Source organism: Albidovulum denitrificans (assembly GCF_002973535.1).
Taxonomy (GTDB): Bacteria; Pseudomonadota; Alphaproteobacteria; order Rhodobacterales; family Rhodobacteraceae; genus Albidovulum; species Albidovulum denitrificans.
In genome coordinates this window covers 1-20917 of record NZ_PVEP01000014.1, presented here as the reverse complement: position 1 = coordinate 20917, position 20917 = coordinate 1, and the positions used below count along the sequence as shown (strand labels likewise).

Below are 20917 nucleotides of genomic sequence, written 5' to 3'. Positions count from 1 at the left end.
CGCGTGTAACCTGTTGAGGACCAAGGGTCCGGTCAGGTTCCGCGAAATCCGCAATGAATGGCAAGACCCTTCTTGACACCGCTGCCGATTTGCCCCAGATACCGCGCCGGTGCGGGGCAGTAGCTCAGTTGGGAGAGCGCGTCGTTCGCAATGACGAGGTCAGGGGTTCGATCCCCCTCTGCTCCACCAAACCTCTTGAATGACGCGATGTTGCGGCCCGCCCCGGCGGGGCATGACCATGGCCGCGCGTGTGTTGCGCGGTCGGGGCAGAGGTGTTTCTGGCAAGATGAAATGAGGTGCGGGGCGCGGTGTCGGTCGCGTGGGGCCAGAAAAGCTCATACCCGACACCGAAGTGCCGGGTAGAGCCCAGGTTACCGTTATCCGCCGGAGTGGTGGCCAAACTTATCCGTCGGCGCCGGTATCCTCGACACTGGTGTCTTCGGCCGTCTCGTCGGCTGCCGTATCTTCGTCGGTGGCGCTGGCGCGCGTCACGCCCAGGTCGGCGGCGATGCCGTCGAGAAGCGTTTCTGTCTGATCCGGCGACAGGGTCTTGTTCGATTCGTCCACGATCCGGGCCTCGGAGTCCGCCAGGAACCCGTCGAGCGCGGCTTGCTGCGCCTCTTCCTGAAGCCGCTCCGCCTCGGCATCGGCGGTCGCTTGCGCGGCCTCGACATCGGCATTGTCGCAGTTTGCGGTGCAGCTGACGACGCCGTCCTCGACGCTGTAGACCGGATCGGTGTCGACCGCGTCGGCGTTCAGGAGATCGGCCAGCGCGCTATCGTCGACGGCCATCTCCTCGCTGCCGATGAAGGACTCGAGCGCGGCGAGTTCCGCGTCGCTGAGCGGTTCACCGGCGGCGGCCTTGGCGGCAAGCTGCATCTGCGCCAGCGCGCCGATGGTGCCGTTGAAGTTCTGGTTGCGGATATGGGCGTCGAGCGCGGCCTGATTGGCGTTCGAGGCGTTCCACTTGCCCTTGAGGTTGGGGGCGAGATCATCGGTCGCCGCGACCTTGGCTTTGGTCTGGGTCTTCACCTTCGCCTGCGTCTTCACCTGCGCCGCGGTTTTGGTGGCCTTCTGGGTCTTCGTGCGGGTCTGGGTGGCCTTGGCGCTGGACTTGCCGCCCTTCTGGCTGGACCCGGCATGGCTGCCGCCATTGCCTTTACCGCCGCCGCCGCCGTTTCCACCGCCGTTGCCGCCCCCATTGCCACCGCCGTTGCCGCCGCCATTTCCACCGCCATTGCCGTTGTTGGCATAGGCGGTATCCGGCAGCATCACGGTTGTGGCGATGGCGGTGCCGCCGAGAAGGGCGATGCCGAAGCACGCCGCCTTGAAGAATGTCCTGGTCCGAGTGGTCATGGTCGTCAGCCTTTCCGAGGTCGTGTTTCGTAATGATCCGCTTTTCCGGCAGCCGCGCGTCTGGTCGCGGGGAATCGGCGCCGGTAGATCCCTTGACCCGGAACCTGGCACAGGTGACTTGAACGCCCCGACAACAGGGTGTTCATCCTGCATTCACCCTGTTGCCGCTAAGGAAAGAGGCATGATGACGCGTATTTTTCCTGGTTTGGCAGTTCTGGTCGCCCTGGCGGCGGGTCCGGCGTTCCCTGCGGCGCTGCATGAGTTGAGCCAGAAGGAGCTTCGTCAGAACATCGCCGCGGGCAAGAGCATGAGCCTGTCTGACGTCATGAAGGGCGTCGCGCGGGCGGTGCCGGGCGAGGCGGTCGATGTGCGCGCCTTCGAAATGGGCTCGGTCTATTTCCATGTCCTTGTCATGCGCCCGACCGGGCAGCTTGTCAGTGTCGTCGTCGATGCGGCGACGGGGCGGATCGCCTCGAACGGGTCGAGCCAGGCGAAAGCCGTGCGCAACGCGGCGCGGGGCGGAAGCTCTTCCGCCTCTGGCGTGTCGAACGGCAAGAGCCAGGGCAAGGGCAACAGCAACGCCGGTGGCAACGGCAAAGGCAATGGCGGCGGGAATTCCGGCGGCAATGGCGGCGGCGGTGGCAATGGCGGTGGCGGTGGGAATGGCGGCGGCAACGGCGGCGGGAATGGCCGGAACTAAACCGTTTCGGGTTTGCGTTGATAAAGTAAGTGTCTGAATTCGAACGAAATAAGTTCAAGTTCTGATCCAGTGCAAACCCGAAATGCTATAGGACTGGCGTTTCCCAAAGATTGTTGCATGATAGGCGCCAATGAGAATTCTGATCGCCGAAGACGAAACCCTCCTGAGTGGCCAGATCCAGAAGGCGCTGGCCTCTGAGGGTCATGCCGTGGACGTAGCCCATGACGGTGAAGAGGCCGGGTTCCTCGGGTCCACCGAACCCTATGACGCGGTCATCCTCGACATCGGCCTGCCGAAGAAGGACGGCATCACCGTCCTGAAGGAATGGCGCGCGGCGGGGGTTGAGGTGCCGGTCCTGATCCTGACCGCCCGCGACGGGTGGAGCCAGCGTGTCGACGGGCTGGATGCCGGTGCCGACGACTACATGTCGAAACCCTTCCACATGGCCGAACTCGGCGCGCGGATCCGGGCGCTTCTGCGGCGCCGGTCGGGGATGAGCAACCCGGTCTTCGCCAAGGGGCCGGTGGAGTTCGACACCCGCACCAACCGTGTTGTCGTCGATGGTTTCCCGGTCGAGATCACGGCGCAGGAATGCGCGGTGCTAAGCTATCTGATCCATAATGCGGGGCGGCTGATCTCACGCTCCGAACTGTCCGAACACATCTACCAGTATGACGGCGACCGCGATTCCAACACCATCGCGGTCTTCGTGACGCGGCTGCGCAAGAAGCTTGGCGCCGATTTCATCCAGACGGTGCGCGGGCGCGGCTACATGATCGACGCGGAATGATCCGGTCCCTGCGCGGGCGCGCGATTCTCGGCGGTATGATCTGGGCCGGAATCGCCATCGTGCTGGGCGGGGTCGCGCTGTTCTTCGTCCTCGACAGCCTGACCTTGCGCCGTTTTGACGAAACGCTGTCGGCCCGCTACCTGCGGGTGGTTGCCGCGCTGGGCAGCAGCGGCGGCGACAGTGACGCGCTGGAAAGCTATCTGACCGATCCGCTCTATCAGCGGCCCTATTCCGGCCATTACTGGCAGATCACCGGGCCGGACGGGGGGCAGATCGTGTCGCGCTCTCTGTTCGATGCCTTGCTGCCCGCGCCCGCCGTGCCGTTGCAAGAGCCTGCGACCTGGCAAGGGGCCGGGCCGGACGGGGCCGTCCGGGGGATCACCGGGCCGGTCGTGATGGAGGGCGGGGAGCGCTGGACGGTGTCGGTTGCCGAATCCGTCGCCTCGCTTAGCGACGACCGGGCGCAGATCCGCCGCAGCCTTCTGACGACGCTGCTTCTGATCGGGGCGCTGGGGATCGCCGCGACGGTCGTGCAGGCGAGTTTCGTCGTCCGCCCGCTGAACCGGCTGCGCCATGAGGTCACCAAGAGGTGGGAGGATGCGGAGGCGCTGGACCCCGGCGGCTATCCGGTGGAGGTGGCGCCGCTGGTGGCCGATATCCGCACGCTTCTGGATCGCAACCGCGATATTGTCGAGCGCGGGCGGCGGCAGGCGGCCGATCTGGCCCATGCGCTGAAGACGCCTTCGGCCATCCTGCGCAATGAGCTTGAGGCGCTGGCGGGGCAGGGCGTGGACGTGGCGGATGCAGAGATCGCGCTGGGCCGGGTCGATGCGCAGATCATGCGCTCGCTGGCGCGCGTCCGCGCGGCGGCGAGCGGGGCGGATGCGCGGCTTCAGACCGACCTGCGCGTGTCCGCCGACCGGATGGCGCGGCTGTTCCGTGCGACCGGTGCAGAGGGGCGGCAGCTTGAGGTTGACGTGCCGGAGGGGTTGCGGGTGCGCATGGATCAGCAGGACCTGGAGGAGATCCTCGGCAACCTCTTTGAAAACGCCTTCAAGTGGTCGCGAAAGAAGGTGCGGGTCCGTGCCGTGCCGGTTCCGAACGGGGTCATGCTGAGCGTTGAGGATGACGGCCCCGGCATCGCGAAGGCGGCGCGGGAGGAGGCCCTGCGCCCCGGCGCGCGGCTGGATGTCTCTATGCCCGGCTCGGGGCTTGGCCTGACGATCGTCAACGACCTCGTCTCGGCCTATGGCGGGACGGTGGAGCTTGGCGTGGCGGAGGTGCTTGGCGGCCTGTCCGTCCGCATCATGGTCCCCAACACGCTGACACCCGGCGGGGTGGGGGGCGAGGGACGCAACCTCTGATTGCGCACCCTCACAGGGTAACGCATAGGCCGCGAATCGCCCCCGAATCTGCTGGAACGCCGTGGTGAACGCTCCATGAACGCGATCCGTCGCAAGATGAACGCCAGATTAACGCCCTATCCTGAACATGAACCCACCATTAACAGAAGCGCCAATCCTAATGAAATAAAGGGATTTTACACGGATCCGGGCGCAGTCGCCGCATTTTGGACACATTTGGGCAACCCATATGGGGGTGGGAAACAGATTGCCGGTCAACGGTGATCGAAGGGAAACGGAACTCGACATGCGTTGCTTTGGATATGTTCTGAGGCCTCTGAACCGCTTCAGGTCGAAGGAAGACGGGGCCGCCACGATTGAAGCCGTGCTTTGGCTTCCTTTCTTCTTCATGCTCTTCGGCGCGCTCGCCGATGTGTCGATGGTGTTCTTCAACCAGTCGCGCCTTCTGCGGATCGTGCAGGACGCGAACCGGACCATGTCGATCGGCCGCTTCACCACGACGACCGAGACGCAGGACTATGTCATCAGCCGCGTTCAGCCGCTCAGCAAGAATGTCAGCGCCGTCACCACCGTGTCGGCCGATGGCATCATCACGACGGTTGCGACGGTTCCGATGGATGATCTGGACCTCTTCGGTGTCGCGGGCATCTTCCGCAACGGCCAAATGCGCGTTCAGGCCGATCAGCTCAAGGAGATGTGAGGGATGGCTGCCAAGATCACAGACTTCCTGCGCGACGAAGACGGCGCGATCACGGCGCTCAGCCTTCAGATGTTCCTGGCCACCTGCGCCATCGGCGCGCTTGCCGTCGATTTCGGCAACGGGATGAGCGCGCAGACTAGGTTGCAGGTCGCTGCCGACGCGACGGCCCATGCCGCCCTCGTGACGCGCGAGTTCCATTCGGCGGATGCATCCGCCGAGGAGGCGGTGAAGATTGGCGCGCTGAACATGCCTGCCGGCAAGTACGGCAACGTGATGACGGCCAGCGATGTCAATTTCGGAAGCTGGGACCGTGATGCCCAGGTCTTTACCATCGACCCGACCCTGAAAGACGCGGTCATGGTGCAGACCCACCGGACCCAGGCGAACGGCAACGGCGTCGTGACCTTCCTGATGCGGCTTGCCGGGCGCGAGCAGTTGGACGTCAATGCAGGCTCGGTGTTCGAAACCTATTACCCGACCTGTTTCAAGGAAGGGCTGGTGGCGCAGGAGCGCGTTGAAATCCAGTCAAATAACCTCTTTGCCTCGGGCTTCTGCATCCATTCCGAACATTACGCCTCGTTCAACTCCGGCAATACGTTCGAGACGGGATCGGTCGTCTCGATGCCGCGGCTGGCCGATGTGGAACTGCCCAGCTCGGGTCTCGAGTCGAACACGGGTCTTGCCGACGCGCTTCTGGCCGGGCAGCGCCAGATCAAGATCATCGGGCGCATCAAGGATATCATCGCAGGCATCGAAAACCCGACTGACCCGCTTTACGGGATCATGACGCCGACCTCGCCCTATTACCGGCCCTACATCACCAATGCGACGGTCAACCAGGTGAAAGCCAGGGGCAAGACGAACCTGGACCCCAATTACTTCAAGACGGGCCAGGTCAACTACATGACCTGCAAGAACGATAACCAGCACAAGACCTTCGCTGACGGGTTCGAGATCCATGACACCGTCATCGTCTCGGACTGTATTCTGACTTTTTCGTCCGGGACGGTCATCGAGGACAGCATCATCGTTTCGACCAACACCGATGTGGCGGCGCTGAATGGTTCTGCGAACATCACGATTGGCCGCGACGACCATTGCGCTGAAGGTGGCGGATCGACGCTGATTACGCTGGGCGGCGTGTCCTTCCCCTCTGGCCTTGGCCTTTACGGCAGCCAGATCCTTGCCGTGGGCGATGTGTCCGTTACCTCCAACGCTGATGGCATGGAAGGCGCGTCGATCGTGTCCGGCGGTCAGCTTGACGTGACCTCGAACGGCACGTTCGGCTTCTGCGGAGGCGACGGGTTGGGCAATACCTATCAGGCGGCCTATTTCCGGCTGGCGAAGTAGCCAGCCGCAAGAAACGACCAAGTCCCTCGTGTCAAAACTCTCCGCCCCTCTCGGGCGGAGATTTTTTGTCGCAGGGGAAAGGGCGGCCCCCGGCGGGCGGGGGCCGTTTTGCCGGTCAGTCCGCCGTCAGCAGGGGCGGCTTCGATCCGGTCAGGCGCGGCTTTTGCGGTTCCTCGACCTCAAGTGCGATCTGGTCGTCCTTGAGGGTGACCTTGACCACGCCGCCTTTGGTCAGCTTGCCAAAGAGCAGTTCTTCCGCCAGCGGCTTCTTGATATGCTCCTGGATCACGCGGCCAAGGGGACGTGCGCCCATCTTGTCGTCGTAGCCCTTCTCGGCCAGCCAGCTCGCCGCCTCGGGCGTCAGCTCGATATGGACGTTGCGGTCCAGAAGCTGCGCTTCGAGTTGCAGGACGAACTTGTCGACGACCTGAAGGATCACGTCGCGCGACAGGGGCGCGAACGAGATGACCGCGTCCAGCCGGTTGCGGAACTCCGGTGTGAACATGCGTTCGATGGCTGCCGTATCCTCGCCCTCGCGCCGGTCGCGGCCAAAGCCGATGGCGGCCTTGGCCATGTCGGCGGCGCCGGCATTCGACGTCATGATCAGGATCACGTTGCGGAAATCCACCTGCCGCCCGTTATGGTCGGTCAGCTTGCCGTGGTCCATGATCTGCAACAGGATGTTGTAGACATCCGGGTGCGCCTTCTCGATCTCGTCCAGCAGCAGGACGCAATGGGGGTGCTGGTCGATGCCGTCGGTCAGCATGCCGCCCTGGTCAAAGCCGACATAGCCCGGAGGCGCGCCGATCAGGCGGGAAACCGCGTGCTTTTCCATGTATTCCGACATGTCGAAGCGCAGCAGTTCCACGCCGAGGCTGTCGGCCAGTTGCTTTGCCACCTCGGTCTTGCCGACGCCGGTCGGCCCGGCGAACAGGTAGTTGCCGATCGGCTTTTCCGGTTCGCGCAGGCCCGCGCGGGCCAGCTTGATGGCGGATGACAGCGCCTCGATCGCCTTGTCCTGACCGAAGACGACGCGCTTGAGGGTCCTTTCCAGATCCTTCAGCACCTCGGCATCGTCCTTGGACACGTTCTTCGGCGGGATGCGGGCGATCTTGGCCACCACCGCCTCGATCTCTTTCGGGCCGATGGTCTTGCGGCGCTTGCTTTCGGCGACCAGATGCTGCGCCGCGCCCGCCTCATCAATCACGTCGATGGCCTTGTCGGGCAGCTTGCGGTCGTGGATGTAGCGCGCCGACAGTTCCACCGCCGACTTGATCGCGTCATGGGTATAGCGCAGGTCGTGGTGCTTTTCGAAATAGGGCTTGAGGCCCATCAGGATCTTGATCGTGTCGTCCACCGAAGGCTCGTTCACGTCGATCTTCTGGAACCGGCGGGAAAGCGCGCGGTCCTTTTCGAAATGCTGGCGGAACTCTTTATACGTGGTCGATCCCATGCAGCGCAGCTTGCCGCCCTGAAGCGCGGGTTTCAGCAGGTTCGATGCATCCATCGCCCCGCCCGAGGTGGCGCCCGCGCCGATGACGGTGTGGATCTCATCAATGAAGAGGACCGCGTCCTCGTGATCCTCAAGCTCTTTCACGACGGCTTTCAGCCGTTCCTCGAAATCGCCGCGATAGCGGGTTCCGGCCAGAAGCGCGCCCATGTCGAGCGAATAGATGGTGGAGCCTTTCAGTACCTCGGGCGTCTCGCCCCGCGTGATCTTCAGCGCGAGACCCTCGGCGATGGCGGTCTTGCCGACGCCGGGATCACCGACCAGAAGCGGGTTGTTCTTGCGCCGACGGCAAAGGACCTGAATGCAGCGCTCGATCTCCGACTCACGTCCGATCAGGGGGTCGACATCGCCTTTCAGCGACTTGGCGTTCAGGTCGACGCAATATTTCGCAAGCGCGCTTTCCTTGGCCTCGCCATGCGTCTCGGCGGCCTGATGGTCCTCTTGCTCCGGCGCGCCGGAAACCGGGCGGCTTTCGCCGAAGGACGGGTCCTTGGCGACGCCATGGGCGATGAAATTCACCGCGTCATAGCGCGTCATGTCCTGTTCCTGAAGGAAATAGGCGGCGTTGCTTTCGCGTTCGGCAAAGATCGCGACAAGAACGTTGGCGCCGGTCACCTCGGTCCGGCCGGAGGACTGGACATGGATCGCCGCGCGCTGGATCACGCGCTGGAAAGCGGCGGTCGGCACCGCTTCGGACCCCTCGACAGTGGTCACCAGGGTCGAGAGGTCATCGTCGATGAAATCGACCAGCGTTTGCCGCAACTCCTCGATATTGACCGAACAGGCGCGCATCACCTTGGTCGCGTCCGGTTCGTCCAGCAGCGCGAGCAGCAGGTGTTCCAGCGTCGCGAGTTCGTGTCTGCGCGCATTGGCGAGCGCCAGCGCGGCGTGGATTGCCTGTTCGAGCGTGTTCGAAAATGACGGCACCTGCGTGCTCCTTTCCTTCGGGCGGAAGGGCCGCGTGGCCCCGGTCCACCGTCGCCTCATACCTTTAAAGATCGGTGGAATTGGGGCGGCTGCAAGTCTTTTCTCGCAATTAATTGCCCGTTCGCGGGGCAGAGCCCAAATTGTGATCGGATTGACGGCACCTGTGATGGTGGTGCGACAGGATTGTCGGAAATCCGAAGGATTGCGGGATCGTTCAGAAACGATCCTTGCGGCCGCGGATTTCGGCAAAGGCCTCGGCGTCGCTGGCGCCGGGCATTCCGATCAACTCCTTCACGCCGGGAAGGTTGGCGCGCAGGAAGGGGTTGGTGGCAAGTTCGTGCGAGAGGGTTGTGGGGACTGTGGGCCGCCCGGCGTTCCGGGCTTCGGCGATTGCGTTCGCACGGGATATAAGCGCGGGATTGTCCGGTTCAATGGTCAGCGCGAAACGGGCGTTCGACTGGGCGTATTCGTGGCCGGAATAGACCAGCGTTTCGGGCGGCAGGGCGGCAAGGCGCGACAGGCTGTCCCACATCATCGCGGGCGTGCCTTCGAACACCCGCCCACAGCCAAGCGCCATCAGGCTGTCGGCGGTAAAGACGGCCCCCGCATCGGGGAAATAATAGGCGACATGGCCGATCGTGTGGCCCGAGACGTCGATCACCCGGCCTTCGAACATGCCGATGCGGATCGTGTCGCCGGGGGCGACTGCCTCATCCAGATGGGGCAGGCGGTGGGCGTCGGCGGCGGCCCCGATCACCCGCGCGCCGGTCGCGGCGGCCAGCGCCCGGACGCCCGCGATATGGTCGTCATGGTGATGGGTGATAAGGATGTGGCTCGCGTGCCATTCGCGTTCGGCCAGCGCATTCAGGATCGCCGCCGCCTCTGGCACGTCCACGACCATGGTCGCGCCGGTGGCCGGGTCATTGGCGAGGTAGGCGTAGTTGTCCGACAGGCAGGGGACGGTAACGATCTCCAGGGGCATGGCTTTTCGGTTCTGTTCGCTTATTGTCATCGCGACTTTTGCCCAAGCTTGGCCCCAGCGCAATGCATCTTGATGTTCTCGATCTGCGGAATTTCTACTATCGCACCCAGTTGGGCCGCGTGGCGCAGCGCGCGATCCGCGAACAGGTCGTGGCGCTCTGGCCCGACGTCAAGGGCCAGACGGTCGCCGGATACGGCTTTGCGGTGCCGCTTTTGCGCCCCTATCTGGACCAGGCCCGCCGTGTGATCGGCCTGATGCCGGGGCCGCAGGGGGTGATGCCCTGGCCCGCCGGGGGCGACAATGTTTCCGTCCTGTGCGAAGAAACGGCCTGGCCCATCGACACCGGCATGGTGGACCGTTTGGTGCTGTTGCACGGGCTTGAAACCTCGGACAGCGCGACGGCGCTTCTGGACGAATGCTGGCGTGTGCTGGGGCCGGGGGGCAGGGCGCTGTTCATCGTGCCGAACCGCTCGGGCCTCTGGTCGCGGTCGGACAAGACGCCCTTCGGCTTTGGCCGCCCCTATTCGATGAGCCAGCTTGAGGCGCAGCTTCGCAAGCACAACTTCGCCGCCGAACGGCAGCAATCGGCGCTGTTCGCGCCGCCCTCGACGCAGCGTTTCTGGCTGCGCACGGCGCCGATGTGGGAACGCTTCGGCCTGCGGGTGTCCAGCGTCGTGGCCGGGGGTGTCCTGATGCTGGAAGTGTCGAAACAGGTCCATGCCCCGCAGCGGCCGGGGCTTGCCGCGACGGTGCGCCGCCCGATGCGCGTGCTGGACGCGCTGCCCGCGCCGACGCCCAATGCCGAACCGGCCTGACCGCGCCGCCGCGCCATGCCGCGCCGCAGCGCCCGAATCTCTGCCGCCGCAACACGCCCGGTCCGGCCCTGGGCGTGGCTTCACGCCCGACCACGCCGGAACATTTTCCGACTGATACCGTAAACGGCCCGGATTATGGGCCAAAGCATTCACTTTCTGTTGACCTAGGCAGTTGCGAGGGGCGGGGACCTCTGCTACACCCCGCCGCGATCAAGAGTGCGCGCCAGCGCACCCTAAGGGTAGCCCCTGACCTGAACCAAGGGGCGCGGGGTACAACAAATCGGAAGGATCGACGTGTCCGAACCAGCTTCGATTTCAGCAGGCATTGCCGGTCGCTATGCGACGGCCGTCTTCGAACTTGTCAAGGAAGCGAAAGGGCTGAAGGCGCTTGAGGCCGATGTGGCCGCGCTGGAAGGGGCCGTGAAGGACAGCGCCGACCTGCGCGCGCTGATCTCCTCGCCGATCTACACGCGCGATCAGCAGACCAGGGCGATCGGCGCGCTGGCCACCAAGATGGGCCTGTCGCAGACGCTGTCCAACACGCTTGGCCTGATGGCGCAGGGGCGCCGCCTGTTCGTCCTGCCGCAGCTGATCGCCGCCCTTCAGGCGATGATCGCGGAAGAGAAGGGCGAAGTGACCGCCGACGTGACCGCGGCCGAGGCGCTGACAAAGACACAGGCCGACCGGCTTGCGAAATCGCTCTCCGCTTCGGTCGGCAAGACCGTGAAGCTTAATACGACCGTCGATGACAGCCTTATCGGTGGTCTTATCGTCAAGGTTGGCTCGAAGATGATCGACACCTCGATCCGCTCGAAGCTCGCCTCCCTCCAGAATGCTATGAAAGAGGTCGGATAATGGGAATCCAGGCAGCCGAGATCTCTGCGATCCTTAAGGAGCAGATCAAGAACTTCGGTCAGGAAGCAGAAGTGACCGAAGTCGGCCGCGTGCTGTCCGTCGGTGACGGTATCGCGCGCGTCTACGGGCTGGACAACGTCCAGGCCGGTGAGATGGTCGAATTCCCCGGCGGCATCCGCGGGATGGCGCTGAACCTTGAGGTCGACAACGTCGGTGTCGTTATCTTCGGTTCGGACCAGGACATCAAGGAAGGCGACACCGTCAAGCGAACCAAGTCCATCGTGGACGTGCCGGTGGGCGACGAGTTGCTGGGCCGGGTCGTGGACGGCCTTGGCAACCCGATCGACGGCAAGGGCCCGATCAAGACCAAGAAGCGCGCCATCGCCGACGTGAAGGCGCCGGGCATCATCCCGCGCAAATCGGTGCATGAACCGATGGCGACCGGCCTCAAGGCCATCGACTCGATGATCCCGATCGGCCGTGGCCAGCGGGAACTTATCATCGGCGACCGCCAGACCGGCAAGACCGCCGTCGCGCTCGACGCGATCCTGAACCAGAAATCCTACAACGAAGCCGCGGGCGACAACGAGGCGAAGAAGCTTTACTGCGTCTATGTCGCCATCGGCCAGAAGCGGTCCACCGTCGCCCAGCTGGTGAAGAAGCTAGAAGAAACCGGCGCGATGGCCTATTCCATCGTCGTCGCCGCGACCGCGTCGGACCCGGCGCCGATGCAGTTCCTCGCGCCCTATTCGGCGACCGCCATCGCGGAATATTTCCGCGACAACGGCCGCGCCGCGCTGATCGTCTATGATGACCTGTCGAAGCAGGCCGTGGCCTATCGCCAGATGTCGCTGCTTCTGCGCCGCCCGCCGGGGCGTGAAGCCTATCCGGGCGACGTTTTCTACCTGCACAGCCGCCTGCTGGAGCGTTCGGCGAAGCTGAACGAGGATCATGGCGCGGGCTCGCTGACGGCGCTGCCGATCATCGAAACCCAGGGCGGCGACGTGTCGGCCTTTATTCCGACCAACGTGATCTCGATCACCGACGGCCAGATCTTCCTTGAGACGGAACTGTTCTACCAGGGCATCCGCCCGGCCGTGAACACCGGCCTTTCGGTGTCGCGCGTCGGTTCGTCCGCGCAGACCAACGCGATGAAATCGGTCGCGGGTTCGGTCAAGCTGGAGCTGGCGCAGTACCGCGAAATGGCGGCTTTCGCGCAGTTCGGTTCCGACCTCGACGCGGCGACGCAGCGGCTTTTGAACCGTGGCGCGCGCCTGACCGAGCTGATGAAGCAGGCCCAGTATTCGCCGCTGACCAACGCGGAAATCGTCGCGGTCATCTTCGCCGGCATCAAGGGCTACCTCGACAAGCTGCCGGTGCGCGAAGTCGGCCGCTTCGAGGCCGGTCTTCTCAAGCACCTGCGCTCGAACCGCAAGGACATCCTCGACTGGATCACCAACGACGATCCCAAGATCAAGGGTGATGCCGAGGACAAGCTCAAGGCCGCGATCGACGAATTCGCCAAGACCTTCGCGTAAGCGGGGGAGGGGAAAAGCGATATGCCCAGCCTTAAGGACCTGAAAAACCGGATCGGAAGCGTCAAGTCGACGCGGAAGATCACCAAGGCCATGCAGATGGTCGCGGCGGCCAAGCTCCGCCGCGCCCAGGAAGCGGCCGAAGCCGCCCGGCCCTATGCCGAGCGGATGACGGCCGTCATGTCGGGCCTTGCCGCCTCGGTCGGCGGGTCGGATTCGGCGCCGCGCCTTCTGGCCGGAACCGGGTCGGACAAGACCCATCTGCTGGTCGTGATGACCGCCGAACGCGGCCTTTGCGGCGGCTTCAACTCCACCATCGTGCGGCTTGCCCGCGCGCGGATTCAGGAGCTGATCGCCAAAGGCAAGACGGTGAAGATCCTGACCGTCGGCAAGAAAGGCCGCGAGCAGTTGAAGCGTGACTACGCCGACCTCTTCGTCGCCCATGTCGATCTCTCCGAGGTCAAGCGGGTCGGCTATGAGAACGCGCAATCCATCGCGCGGGACCTGCTGCGCCGCTACGATGCGGGTGAGTTCGACGTCGCCACGATCTTCTTCAACCGCTTCCAGTCGGTGATCAGCCAGATCCCGACCGCGCAGCAGATCATCCCGGCGAGTTTCGACGCGGGTGAGGCCGACGCCGCTTCGACGCTCTATGAGTATGAGCCGTCGGAAGAAGGCATCCTTGCCGATCTCTTGCCGCGCGGCGTTGCCACCCAGATCTTCACCGCGCTCTTGGAAAACGGCGCGTCGGAGCAAGGGGCGCGGATGTCCGCCATGGACAACGCGACGCGCAACGCGGGCGAGATGATCGACCGCCTGACCATCGAGTACAACCGCTCGCGTCAGGCCGCGATCACCAAGGAACTCATCGAAATCATTTCGGGCGCCGAGGCGCTCTAACGGAACCGGAGAAAGCACATGGCAAGAGCACCGAAAACTGCCGCCGCTACCGGCAAGGTGACCCAGGTCATCGGCGCCGTCGTGGACGTTCAGTTCGACGAACACCTTCCCGCAATTCTGAACGCGCTCGAAACCGAGAACAACGGCAAGCGTCTGGTTCTGGAAGTTGCCCAGCACCTTGGTGAGAACACCGTGCGGACCATCGCCATGGACGCGACCGAGGGTCTTGTCCGCGGCGCCAAGGTGACCGATACCGGCCACCCGATCTCGGTTCCGGTCGGCAACGCGACGCTGGGCCGTATCCTCAACGTCATCGGCGAGCCGGTGGACGAAAAGGGTGCCGTCTCGGCCAAGGAAACCCGCGCCATCCACCAGCCCGCGCCGGAGTTTTCCGAACAGGCGACCTCGTCCGAGATTCTCGTCACCGGCATCAAGGTCATCGACCTGCTGGCGCCCTATTCGAAGGGCGGCAAGATCGGCCTCTTCGGCGGCGCCGGTGTGGGCAAGACCGTTCTCATCATGGAACTCATCAACAACATCGCCAAGGTCCACTCGGGCTTCTCGGTGTTCGCGGGGGTTGGTGAGCGGACCCGTGAGGGCAACGACCTGTACCACGAGATGATCGAATCGGGCGTCATCAAGCCGGACGAGCTGGAAAAATCGCAGGTGGCGCTGGTCTACGGCCAGATGAACGAACCGCCGGGGGCGCGCGCCCGCGTCGCGCTGACCGGCCTGACGCTGGCCGAACAGTTCCGCGACCAGTCGGGGACCGACGTTCTGTTCTTCGTCGACAACATCTTCCGCTTCACGCAGGCGGGTTCGGAAGTGTCCGCGCTTCTCGGCCGTATTCCTTCGGCCGTGGGCTACCAGCCGACGCTGGCGACCGACATGGGCGCGCTTCAGGAACGCATCACCTCGACCAAGGCCGGCTCGATCACGAGCGTTCAGGCCATCTACGTTCCGGCCGACGACCTGACCGACCCGGCGCCGGCGACCTCGTTTGCGCACCTCGACGCCACGACGGTTCTGTCGCGTGCGATTTCCGAACTTGGCATCTACCCGGCGGTTGACCCGCTCGACTCCACCAGCCGTATCCTCGATCCGGCCGTGGTGGGCGAAGAGCATTACCAGGTCGCCCGTGACGTGCAGGGCATCCTTCAGCGCTACAAGTCGCTTCAGGACATCATCGCCATTCTCGGCATGGACGAACTGAGCGAAGAGGACAAGCTGACCGTGGCCCGCGCCCGGAAGATCCAGCGTTTCCTGTCGCAGCCCTTCGACGTGGCGAAGGTCTTCACCGGCTCTGACGGCGTTCAGGTGCCGCTGGAGGAAACCATCTCCTCGTTCAAGGCGGTGGTTGCCGGTGAATACGACCATCTGCCGGAAGCGGCCTTCTACATGGTCGGCGGCATCGAGGAAGTGAAAGCCAAGGCGCAGCGTCTGGCCGCGGAAGCGGCGTAAGGGGGCGATATGGCCGATACGATGCAATTCGACCTCGTCAGCCCTGAACGGCGGCTTGCCTCCGTTCAGGCGCGCGAGGTGCGCATTCCGGGCGCCGATGGCGACCTGACGGCGATGCCGGGGCATGCGCCCCTCATCACCACGCTGCGGCCGGGCATCCTTCATATCGTCAAGGCCGACGGCGCGACGGACGACTACGCCGTCACCGGCGGCTTTGCCGAGATTTCCGAGGCGGGCGTTTCGCTTCTGGCGGAAGAGTCGCTGCACGTGTCCGAGGTCACCCCGGAGATCGTGAAGGGCTATGTCGCGCGGGCGGAAGAACAACTGCGCGCCGCCAAGGAAAACGGCAGCCACGACGTTGTCGACGATGCGACAAAGCTTCTGGCCGACATGGTCGCCATGGGCGATCACATGGGAATTTCGTCGCGCTGAGCGAGCGATACCTAGTCAAGCAAACGGCCCCCTCGGGGGCCGTTTTGCGTCTCAGGGGGCCGGGTTACATATCGGCCTGGGTCTCGGCCGCCTCATCCTGGATCACCTGACCGGCGCTTTCGATGTCCTGGCCCGCGCCCTTGATGGTTTCACAGGCGCCAAGCGCGAGAAGGGCGGTCAGCAGAACGGCAATGCGGGTCATGGTCGATCTCTCCTGTCAGGCATGTCTTGCCTGCTTGTAACGCCCGTGGGGCAGGCCCGGTTCCGTTAAGACATCCTTTACCATTCCCCGCGCAAAGTCCGGGGATGTTGCGCCTTATCCCCCTTTTCCCGCTTCTCCTGCTGGCCGCCTGCGTGTCGCCCGCCCCGGATTTCTTCGGGGCAGAGCGGCAGGAGGTCACGCGCGGCGGCATCCGTTTCGTCATCTATCGCTCCGGCGCGGAGGTTGAGGTGGTGCGCATGGGCTATCTCTCGCGCCCCGCCCGCGCCGCGGTCCCGCGCCTGATGGCCGAGGCGGTGGAAGAGGCGACGGGCTGCCCGGTCGTCCCCGGCTCCATGACGACTAAGATCCCCGGCGATACCGGCGTGGCGCGGTTCGACCTGAACTGCCCCGGATGATCCAGATCAAGGATTTCACCTTTCCGGTCTGATAGTTGGGCGGCAGGAACCGCATCACGACCGGACAGGGGACTTCCGATGTTTCGTCTTTTCTTGATCATCTACACGCTCGCCGGCTCCACGCTGGCCGGATCGGCCGTGGTCGCCGCGCTGACGATGAACCGCTTCGATACCTATTCGATCATCGTGGCCGCCGCCCTTGGCGCGCTGGTGGCCATTCCGGTCGCCTGGGTCGTCGCCAAGCAGCTTTCGGACGCCTGATCAGGTCAGGAAGGCGCGTAGCGCGGCCTCGAACTCACGCGGTTTCTCGGCGTGAAGCCAATGGCCCGCGCCGGGGATCTTCGCCATCCGCGCGTTCGGGAACAGCGCCTTGATCCGCGCCCGGTCGTCGGATTTCACGTAGTCCGACGCCGCGCCCGACAGGAACAGCACCGGCCCGTCATAACGCCCCTCGGTCCCCGGCCAGCCGGTGATAAGGTCCATGTCGCGCTCCAGCACGTCAAGGTTCAGACGCCAGCGCGGCGGCTGCTGCTTCAGGTCCAGCGACTGAAGCAGGAAGGCGCGGACCGAGGCGTCTTTGACCCGTGCTGACAGCCGCGCATCCGCGTCCGATCGCAGGGTCAGCCCGGTCAGGTCCAGATCGCGCATCGCCTGCGCCAGATGGGCCTGCGAATGGCCATAGGCGACCGGGGCGATATCGGCGACCACCAGCCGGTTGACCAGCGCGCCCTCTGTCAGCGCCAGTTGCATCGACGCCTTGCCGCCCATCGAATGCCCCACCACATCGACCGGCCCGCCGATCCAGCGGATGACCTCGGCCAGATCGCCCGCCATGTCGGGATAGGTCTGGCTGTCGGCGCGGAAACTGTCGCCGTGATTGCGCATGTCGACGCTGACCACGCGCCGGGAATCGGCCATGCGCCGGGCGATGGCGCCCCAGTTCCGGGCCGAGCCGTAAAGCCCGTGAACGATCAGAAGCGTCGGCAGCGCGCCCGAAGTGCCGTATTCGATGACATTCAACATAGCTTGCTGCGTAAAGCAGGCCGATCCGCTTTTCCAGTGCGTTGCGGGGCAGGGGCTTTGGCGGCTAGACTTGGCCCGTGGGGTCTGGAGGGGTGAATGAGCGCGGTGAATGTGCAGCAGATGGCGGCCCGTGTCGCCGAACTGTTCGAGGCGCGGCTGAATGTCGGCGGGCGGACGCTGGCCGAAAAGCTGCGCCGGGGCGGGCGGCGCCTGCCGCGCAGGGTCCGGCGCGAGGCCGCCTATCTGGCCGAGGTCGCCCAGCAGGCGCAGATCCCCCGGCTGATGGTCCAGATCGACCACGCCCGCGCCGCCCATGCCTATGACGCCTGCCTGCGCTACCTGCGCCCCATCGGCGCGTCCGAACGGCGCCGTGCGCTGGCCTTGCAGGTGTTGACCGGCGTCGGGGCGGCGGTCTTCATGACCGGGCTTCTGGTGATCCTGGTCCTGGCTTGGCGCGGCTACGTCTAGATCGTGTCGCATGTTCGAGAAGCACAAAACCGGTTCCCGCTTTTGTGCAACATGCTCTAGGCAAGGAAAAGCCCGGACGCGCGGGGGCGGTCCGGGCCTTTCGTCAGCAGGTCCTCGACCTTAAAGGCCGGGGTAAAGCGGGAAGCGGGCGCAGAGGGCCGCAACCTCGCCCTTGACCTTCTCCTCGACGGCGCCGTTGCCATCCTCACCGTTGGCCGCAAGGCCGTCGACGACCTCGACGATCCAGCGGGCGATCTGGCGGAATTCCTCCTCGCCAAACCCGCGCGTGGTCCCGGCGGGGGAACCCAGGCGGATGCCGGAGGTCACGAAGGGCTTTTCCGGGTCGAAAGGCACGCCGTTCTTGTTGCAGGTGATATGGGCGCGGCCAAGGGCGGCCTCGGCGGCCTTGCCGGTCACCTTCTTCGGCCGCAGGTCGGCCAGGCAGAGGTGGTTGTCGGTGCCGCCCGACACGATGTCGATGCCGCCCTTCATCAGCTCATCCGCCATGGCGGCGGCGTTCTTCTTCACCTGTGCCGCATAGGTCTTGAACCCCGGCCGCAGCGCCTCGCCAAAGGCGACGGCCTTGGCGGCGATGACATGCATCAAGGGGCCACCCTGAAGGCCGGGGAAGACGGCAGAGTTGATCTTCTTCGCGATGTCCTCGTCATTGCAAAGGATCATGCCGCCGCGCGGACCGCGGAGCGATTTGTGCGTGGTGGTCGTCACGACATGCGCATGGGGCAGGGGGGAGGCATGGACGCCGCCCGCCACCAGGCCCGCGATATGGGCCATATCCACATGAAGATAGGCGCCGATTTCGTCCGCGATGGCGCGGAACGCGGCCCAGTCCCATTCGCGGCTATAGGCGGTGCCGCCCGCAAGGATCAGCTTCGGCTTATGCTCAAGCGCCTTGGCGCGGACGTCTTCCATGTCCAGCCGCTGATCCTGCTGGCGCACGCCGTAGGACACCACGTTGAACCACTTGCCCGACATGTTGACGGGCGAGCCATGGGTCAGGTGACCGCCGGAGTTCAGGTCAAGACCCATGAAGGTGTCGCCGGGCTTCAGAAGCGCCAGGAACACCGCCTGGTTCATCTGGCTGCCAGAGTTCGGCTGGACGTTGGCGAAGTTGCAGCCGAAAAGCTCTTTCGCCCGTTCGATCGCCAGCGTTTCGGCCACATCGACGAACTGGCAGCCGCCATAGTAGCGCTTGCCCGGATAGCCTTCGGCATATTTGTTGGTCAGGACCGACCCCTGCGCCTGAAGCACGGCAAGGGACACGATGTTTTCCGAGGCGATCAGCTCGATCTCGTCGCGCTGGCGGCCCAGCTCATCGGTGATGGTGCCGAAAAGTTCGGGGTCGCGGCTGGACAGGTCTTCGGTGAAAAATCCGGCATCGCGCTGCGGGGCGTTCATGGGCATCTCCTCAGGATCAGGCTTGCTGGCTCTTTATCCCAGCGCGTCCCTTGCGGAAAGGATGAATCCGACCTCTTTGCATCCGGCCCCGAACGGGCGCGGAAGGGGCAGGGGGTTGCCTTCCCGTGCCGGGGGTGGATGATTGCGCGCAACGACAACCGAAAGGGCCAGGATGCAGAAGATCTGCTTCACCGCGAGCGAGACCGAGGTCGCGCAATCCGCCCTTCAGCGGATGGTCGGGCGCTATGGCAATTCCGCGATGGACAAGGCCGATGTGATCGTCGCGCTGGGGGGGGACGGCTTCATGCTTCAGACCCTTCATGCGACCGAACATCTTGACGTGCCGGTCTATGGTATGAACTGCGGCACCATCGGTTTTCTGATGAACGAATACGGTGAGGAGGACCTGCCCGAGCGGCTGGGCGTGGCGGAGGAAGAGGTGGTCAACCCGCTGGCGATGCTCGCGATCAGCGTCGATGGCAAGGAACACCGCGCGCTGGCGATCAATGAGGTGTCGCTTTTGCGCGCGGGGCCGCAGGCGGCGAAGCTGCGCATCAGCGTCGATGGCAAGGTGCGGATGGAGGAACTGGTCTGCGACGGGGCGCTGGTGTCCACCCCGGCGGGATCGACGGCCTATAATTATTCCGCCCATGGCCCGATCCTGCCCATCGGGGCCGAGGTTCTGGCCCTGACCGCGATGGCCGCCTTCCGGCCCCGGCGCTGGCGCGGGGCGTTGCTGCCGAAGACGGCGAAGGTGCGGTTCGACGTGCTGGACGCCGGTAAACGCCCGGTCATGGCCGATGCCGATGGGCGGTCGGCGCGAGACATCCTTTGGGTCGAGGTGAGTTCCGAGGATCGCATCCGCCACCGCATCCTCTTCGATCCTGGCCACGGGCTTGAGGAAAGGCTGACGCGCGAGCAGTTCGTTTAAACCCCTTTTCACCAGTTAGCATTCCGACGGCTCCGGCTACCTTGGCACCACCTCCCTCAGGTATCCCTTACAAAAGAAATCCGAAAGTTCCAGATGATGCGGTCAACTTGGTTATGCAGAAAAATGATAGAGACAATCTTTTTGTCTCTCTGTATGGCGTTGTCTTTACCTTCCAATGCAGAAGAGCGAGCGCGCAAAATGGATAACGGTTATTTTGCAGCTATAATCCAAGAGGCGTTGCAGAATCTGGAGCCAGAAAAACTTAAAAGAATTGCCGTTGTTTCTTCTCCGTATTTGAGCGATCAAATTGCAGTTTTTCGTGTATTTGGAGAAAACGGTCACTTTCTCCACCTGGAACCATCCGACTATAGATCAGATAGCATTTTGGATGTTGTAAGATCTGCGGCAAGAAATGAGATTCTCATTCCAATGAGCCAGTATGAATATCAAGAGTGACCTGCTCCCCTGAAAAGTCCTCGATTTGAGGTTAGCCTGTTCTCCAACTGAGGAGACAGACGATGAAGAGATCACGGTTCAGCGAAGCGCAGATCATTGGTATTCTGAAGGAGCATCAGGCGGGCATGAGCGCGCCGGATCTGTGCCGCAAGCACGGGATCAGCGACGCGACTTTCTACAACTGGCGGCGCAAGTATGGCGGCATGGAGGTCGCCGATGCGAAGCGGCTGAAGGCGCTCGAAGCCGAGAACACGAAGCTCAAGAAGATGTTGGCCGAGCAGATGATGGATGTGGCGACACTGAAAGAGATGCTCGGAAAAAACTTCTG

The 20917-nt window shown here is 63.9% G+C and carries 23 protein-coding genes and 1 tRNA gene; 18 read left to right on the top strand and 6 right to left on the bottom strand.

Annotated elements, in window-relative coordinates:
• Window positions 1-113: 113 nt before the first annotated feature.
• Window positions 114-189: transfer RNA gene (locus LX70_RS19490), tRNA-Ala, on the top strand.
• Window positions 190-402: 213 nt separating this feature from the next.
• Here the strand turns inward: LX70_RS19490 and LX70_RS19485 are convergent.
• Complete coding sequence (locus LX70_RS19485) at window positions 403-1356, bottom strand: hypothetical protein (RefSeq protein ID WP_211301758.1); 954 nt, start codon at window positions 1354-1356, stop codon at window positions 403-405.
• Between the two features lie 181 nt (window positions 1357-1537).
• Between LX70_RS19485 and LX70_RS19475 the strand changes: the two genes are divergently transcribed.
• From LX70_RS19475 to LX70_RS19455, 5 genes are all read left to right on the top strand, one after another.
• On the top strand, window positions 1538-2056 hold the full coding sequence (locus tag LX70_RS19475) for a PepSY domain-containing protein (protein WP_105516469.1): 519 nt from the start codon (window positions 1538-1540) through the stop codon (window positions 2054-2056).
• Window positions 2057-2186: 130 nt separating this feature from the next.
• Window positions 2187-2846, top strand: coding sequence for a response regulator (locus LX70_RS19470; protein ID WP_105516468.1), 660 nt, complete (start codon window positions 2187-2189; stop codon window positions 2844-2846).
• Window positions 2843-4210, top strand: coding sequence for a sensor histidine kinase (locus tag LX70_RS19465; protein WP_105516467.1), 1368 nt, complete (start codon window positions 2843-2845; stop codon window positions 4208-4210). The genes LX70_RS19470 and LX70_RS19465 overlap by 4 nt, the downstream gene beginning before the upstream one ends.
• A gap of 229 nt (window positions 4211-4439) precedes the next feature.
• Window positions 4440-4910 (top strand): TadE/TadG family type IV pilus assembly protein, encoded by a 471-nt coding sequence (locus tag LX70_RS19460; RefSeq protein ID WP_105516466.1) that lies wholly within the window; start codon window positions 4440-4442, stop codon window positions 4908-4910.
• Between the two features lie 3 nt (window positions 4911-4913).
• On the top strand, window positions 4914-6260 hold the full coding sequence (locus tag LX70_RS19455; RefSeq protein WP_105516465.1) for a pilus assembly protein TadG-related protein: 1347 nt from the start codon (window positions 4914-4916) through the stop codon (window positions 6258-6260).
• A gap of 115 nt (window positions 6261-6375) precedes the next feature.
• On the opposite strand, the gene clpA is transcribed toward LX70_RS19455, so the two are convergent.
• Window positions 6376-8697: an ATP-dependent Clp protease ATP-binding subunit ClpA gene (gene clpA, locus LX70_RS19450; protein ID WP_105516505.1), complete on the bottom strand. Its 2322-nt coding sequence runs from the start codon at window positions 8695-8697 to the stop codon at window positions 6376-6378.
• Between the two features lie 214 nt (window positions 8698-8911).
• The gene (gene gloB / locus LX70_RS19445) at window positions 8912-9679 is read right to left on the bottom strand and encodes a hydroxyacylglutathione hydrolase (RefSeq protein ID WP_105516464.1); all 768 of its coding nucleotides are present in this window, start codon (window positions 9677-9679) and stop codon (window positions 8912-8914) included.
• A 62-nt stretch (window positions 9680-9741) separates the two neighbouring features.
• On the opposite strand from gloB, the gene LX70_RS19440 reads away from it, so the two are divergent.
• The 6 genes from LX70_RS19440 to LX70_RS19415 all read left to right on the top strand — a co-directional run bounded on the left by LX70_RS19440 (window position 9742) and on the right by LX70_RS19415 (window position 15677).
• Window positions 9742-10494, top strand: a complete 753-nt coding sequence (locus LX70_RS19440; RefSeq protein WP_105516463.1) for a class I SAM-dependent methyltransferase — start codon at window positions 9742-9744, stop codon at window positions 10492-10494.
• A gap of 294 nt (window positions 10495-10788) precedes the next feature.
• Window positions 10789-11349, top strand: coding sequence for a F0F1 ATP synthase subunit delta (locus LX70_RS19435; RefSeq protein ID WP_105516462.1), 561 nt, complete (start codon window positions 10789-10791; stop codon window positions 11347-11349).
• Window positions 11349-12887 carry a F0F1 ATP synthase subunit alpha gene (gene atpA / locus LX70_RS19430; protein ID WP_105516461.1) on the top strand — a complete coding sequence of 513 codons (1539 nt, stop codon included), beginning with the start codon at window positions 11349-11351 and terminating at the stop codon, window positions 12885-12887. Before LX70_RS19435 ends, atpA begins: the two co-directional genes overlap by 1 nt.
• Window positions 12888-12908: 21 nt before the next feature.
• A complete protein-coding gene (locus tag LX70_RS19425; RefSeq protein ID WP_105516460.1) occupies window positions 12909-13784 on the top strand; it encodes a F0F1 ATP synthase subunit gamma in 876 nt (291 codons plus the stop codon).
• Window positions 13785-13802: 18 nt separating this feature from the next.
• Entirely contained in the window at window positions 13803-15245 is a 1443-nt protein-coding gene (gene atpD / locus LX70_RS19420; RefSeq protein WP_105516459.1) for a F0F1 ATP synthase subunit beta, read from the top strand.
• A 9-nt stretch (window positions 15246-15254) separates the two neighbouring features.
• Window positions 15255-15677, top strand: a complete 423-nt coding sequence (locus tag LX70_RS19415; protein WP_105516458.1) for a F0F1 ATP synthase subunit epsilon — start codon at window positions 15255-15257, stop codon at window positions 15675-15677.
• Between the two features lie 64 nt (window positions 15678-15741).
• Here the strand turns inward: LX70_RS19415 and LX70_RS19410 are convergent, their stop codons facing one another.
• Window positions 15742-15879 (bottom strand): entericidin A/B family lipoprotein, encoded by a 138-nt coding sequence (locus tag LX70_RS19410; RefSeq protein ID WP_105516457.1) that lies wholly within the window; start codon window positions 15877-15879, stop codon window positions 15742-15744.
• A gap of 104 nt (window positions 15880-15983) precedes the next feature.
• On the opposite strand from LX70_RS19410, the gene LX70_RS19405 reads away from it, so the two are divergent.
• A complete protein-coding gene (locus LX70_RS19405) occupies window positions 15984-16295 on the top strand; it encodes a hypothetical protein (protein WP_245885150.1) in 312 nt (103 codons plus the stop codon).
• 78 nt (window positions 16296-16373) lie between these two features.
• Window positions 16374-16556: a hypothetical protein gene (locus LX70_RS19400; protein ID WP_105516456.1), complete on the top strand. Its 183-nt coding sequence runs from the start codon at window positions 16374-16376 to the stop codon at window positions 16554-16556.
• On the opposite strand, the gene LX70_RS19395 is transcribed toward LX70_RS19400, so the two are convergent.
• Window positions 16557-17318, bottom strand: a complete 762-nt coding sequence (locus LX70_RS19395) for an alpha/beta fold hydrolase (protein ID WP_105516455.1) — start codon at window positions 17316-17318, stop codon at window positions 16557-16559.
• A gap of 96 nt (window positions 17319-17414) precedes the next feature.
• On the opposite strand from LX70_RS19395, the gene LX70_RS19390 reads away from it, so the two are divergent.
• Complete coding sequence (locus tag LX70_RS19390) at window positions 17415-17786, top strand: hypothetical protein (protein WP_105516454.1); 372 nt, start codon at window positions 17415-17417, stop codon at window positions 17784-17786.
• A gap of 120 nt (window positions 17787-17906) precedes the next feature.
• Here the strand turns inward: LX70_RS19390 and glyA are convergent, their stop codons facing one another.
• A complete protein-coding gene (glyA, locus tag LX70_RS19385) occupies window positions 17907-19202 on the bottom strand; it encodes a serine hydroxymethyltransferase (RefSeq protein ID WP_105516453.1) in 1296 nt (431 codons plus the stop codon).
• Between the two features lie 172 nt (window positions 19203-19374).
• Here glyA and LX70_RS19380 point away from each other — a divergent pair, with 172 nt between their 5' ends.
• The 3 genes from LX70_RS19380 to LX70_RS19375 all read left to right on the top strand — a co-directional run.
• Complete coding sequence (locus tag LX70_RS19380) at window positions 19375-20133, top strand: NAD kinase (protein WP_105516452.1); 759 nt, start codon at window positions 19375-19377, stop codon at window positions 20131-20133.
• Between the two features lie 123 nt (window positions 20134-20256).
• Entirely contained in the window at window positions 20257-20589 is a 333-nt protein-coding gene (locus tag LX70_RS20550; RefSeq protein ID WP_146111663.1) for a hypothetical protein, read from the top strand.
• Window positions 20590-20651: 62 nt separating this feature from the next.
• A partial coding sequence (locus tag LX70_RS19375) for a transposase (RefSeq protein WP_146111662.1) occupies window positions 20652-20917 on the top strand: 266 nt, incomplete at its 3' end.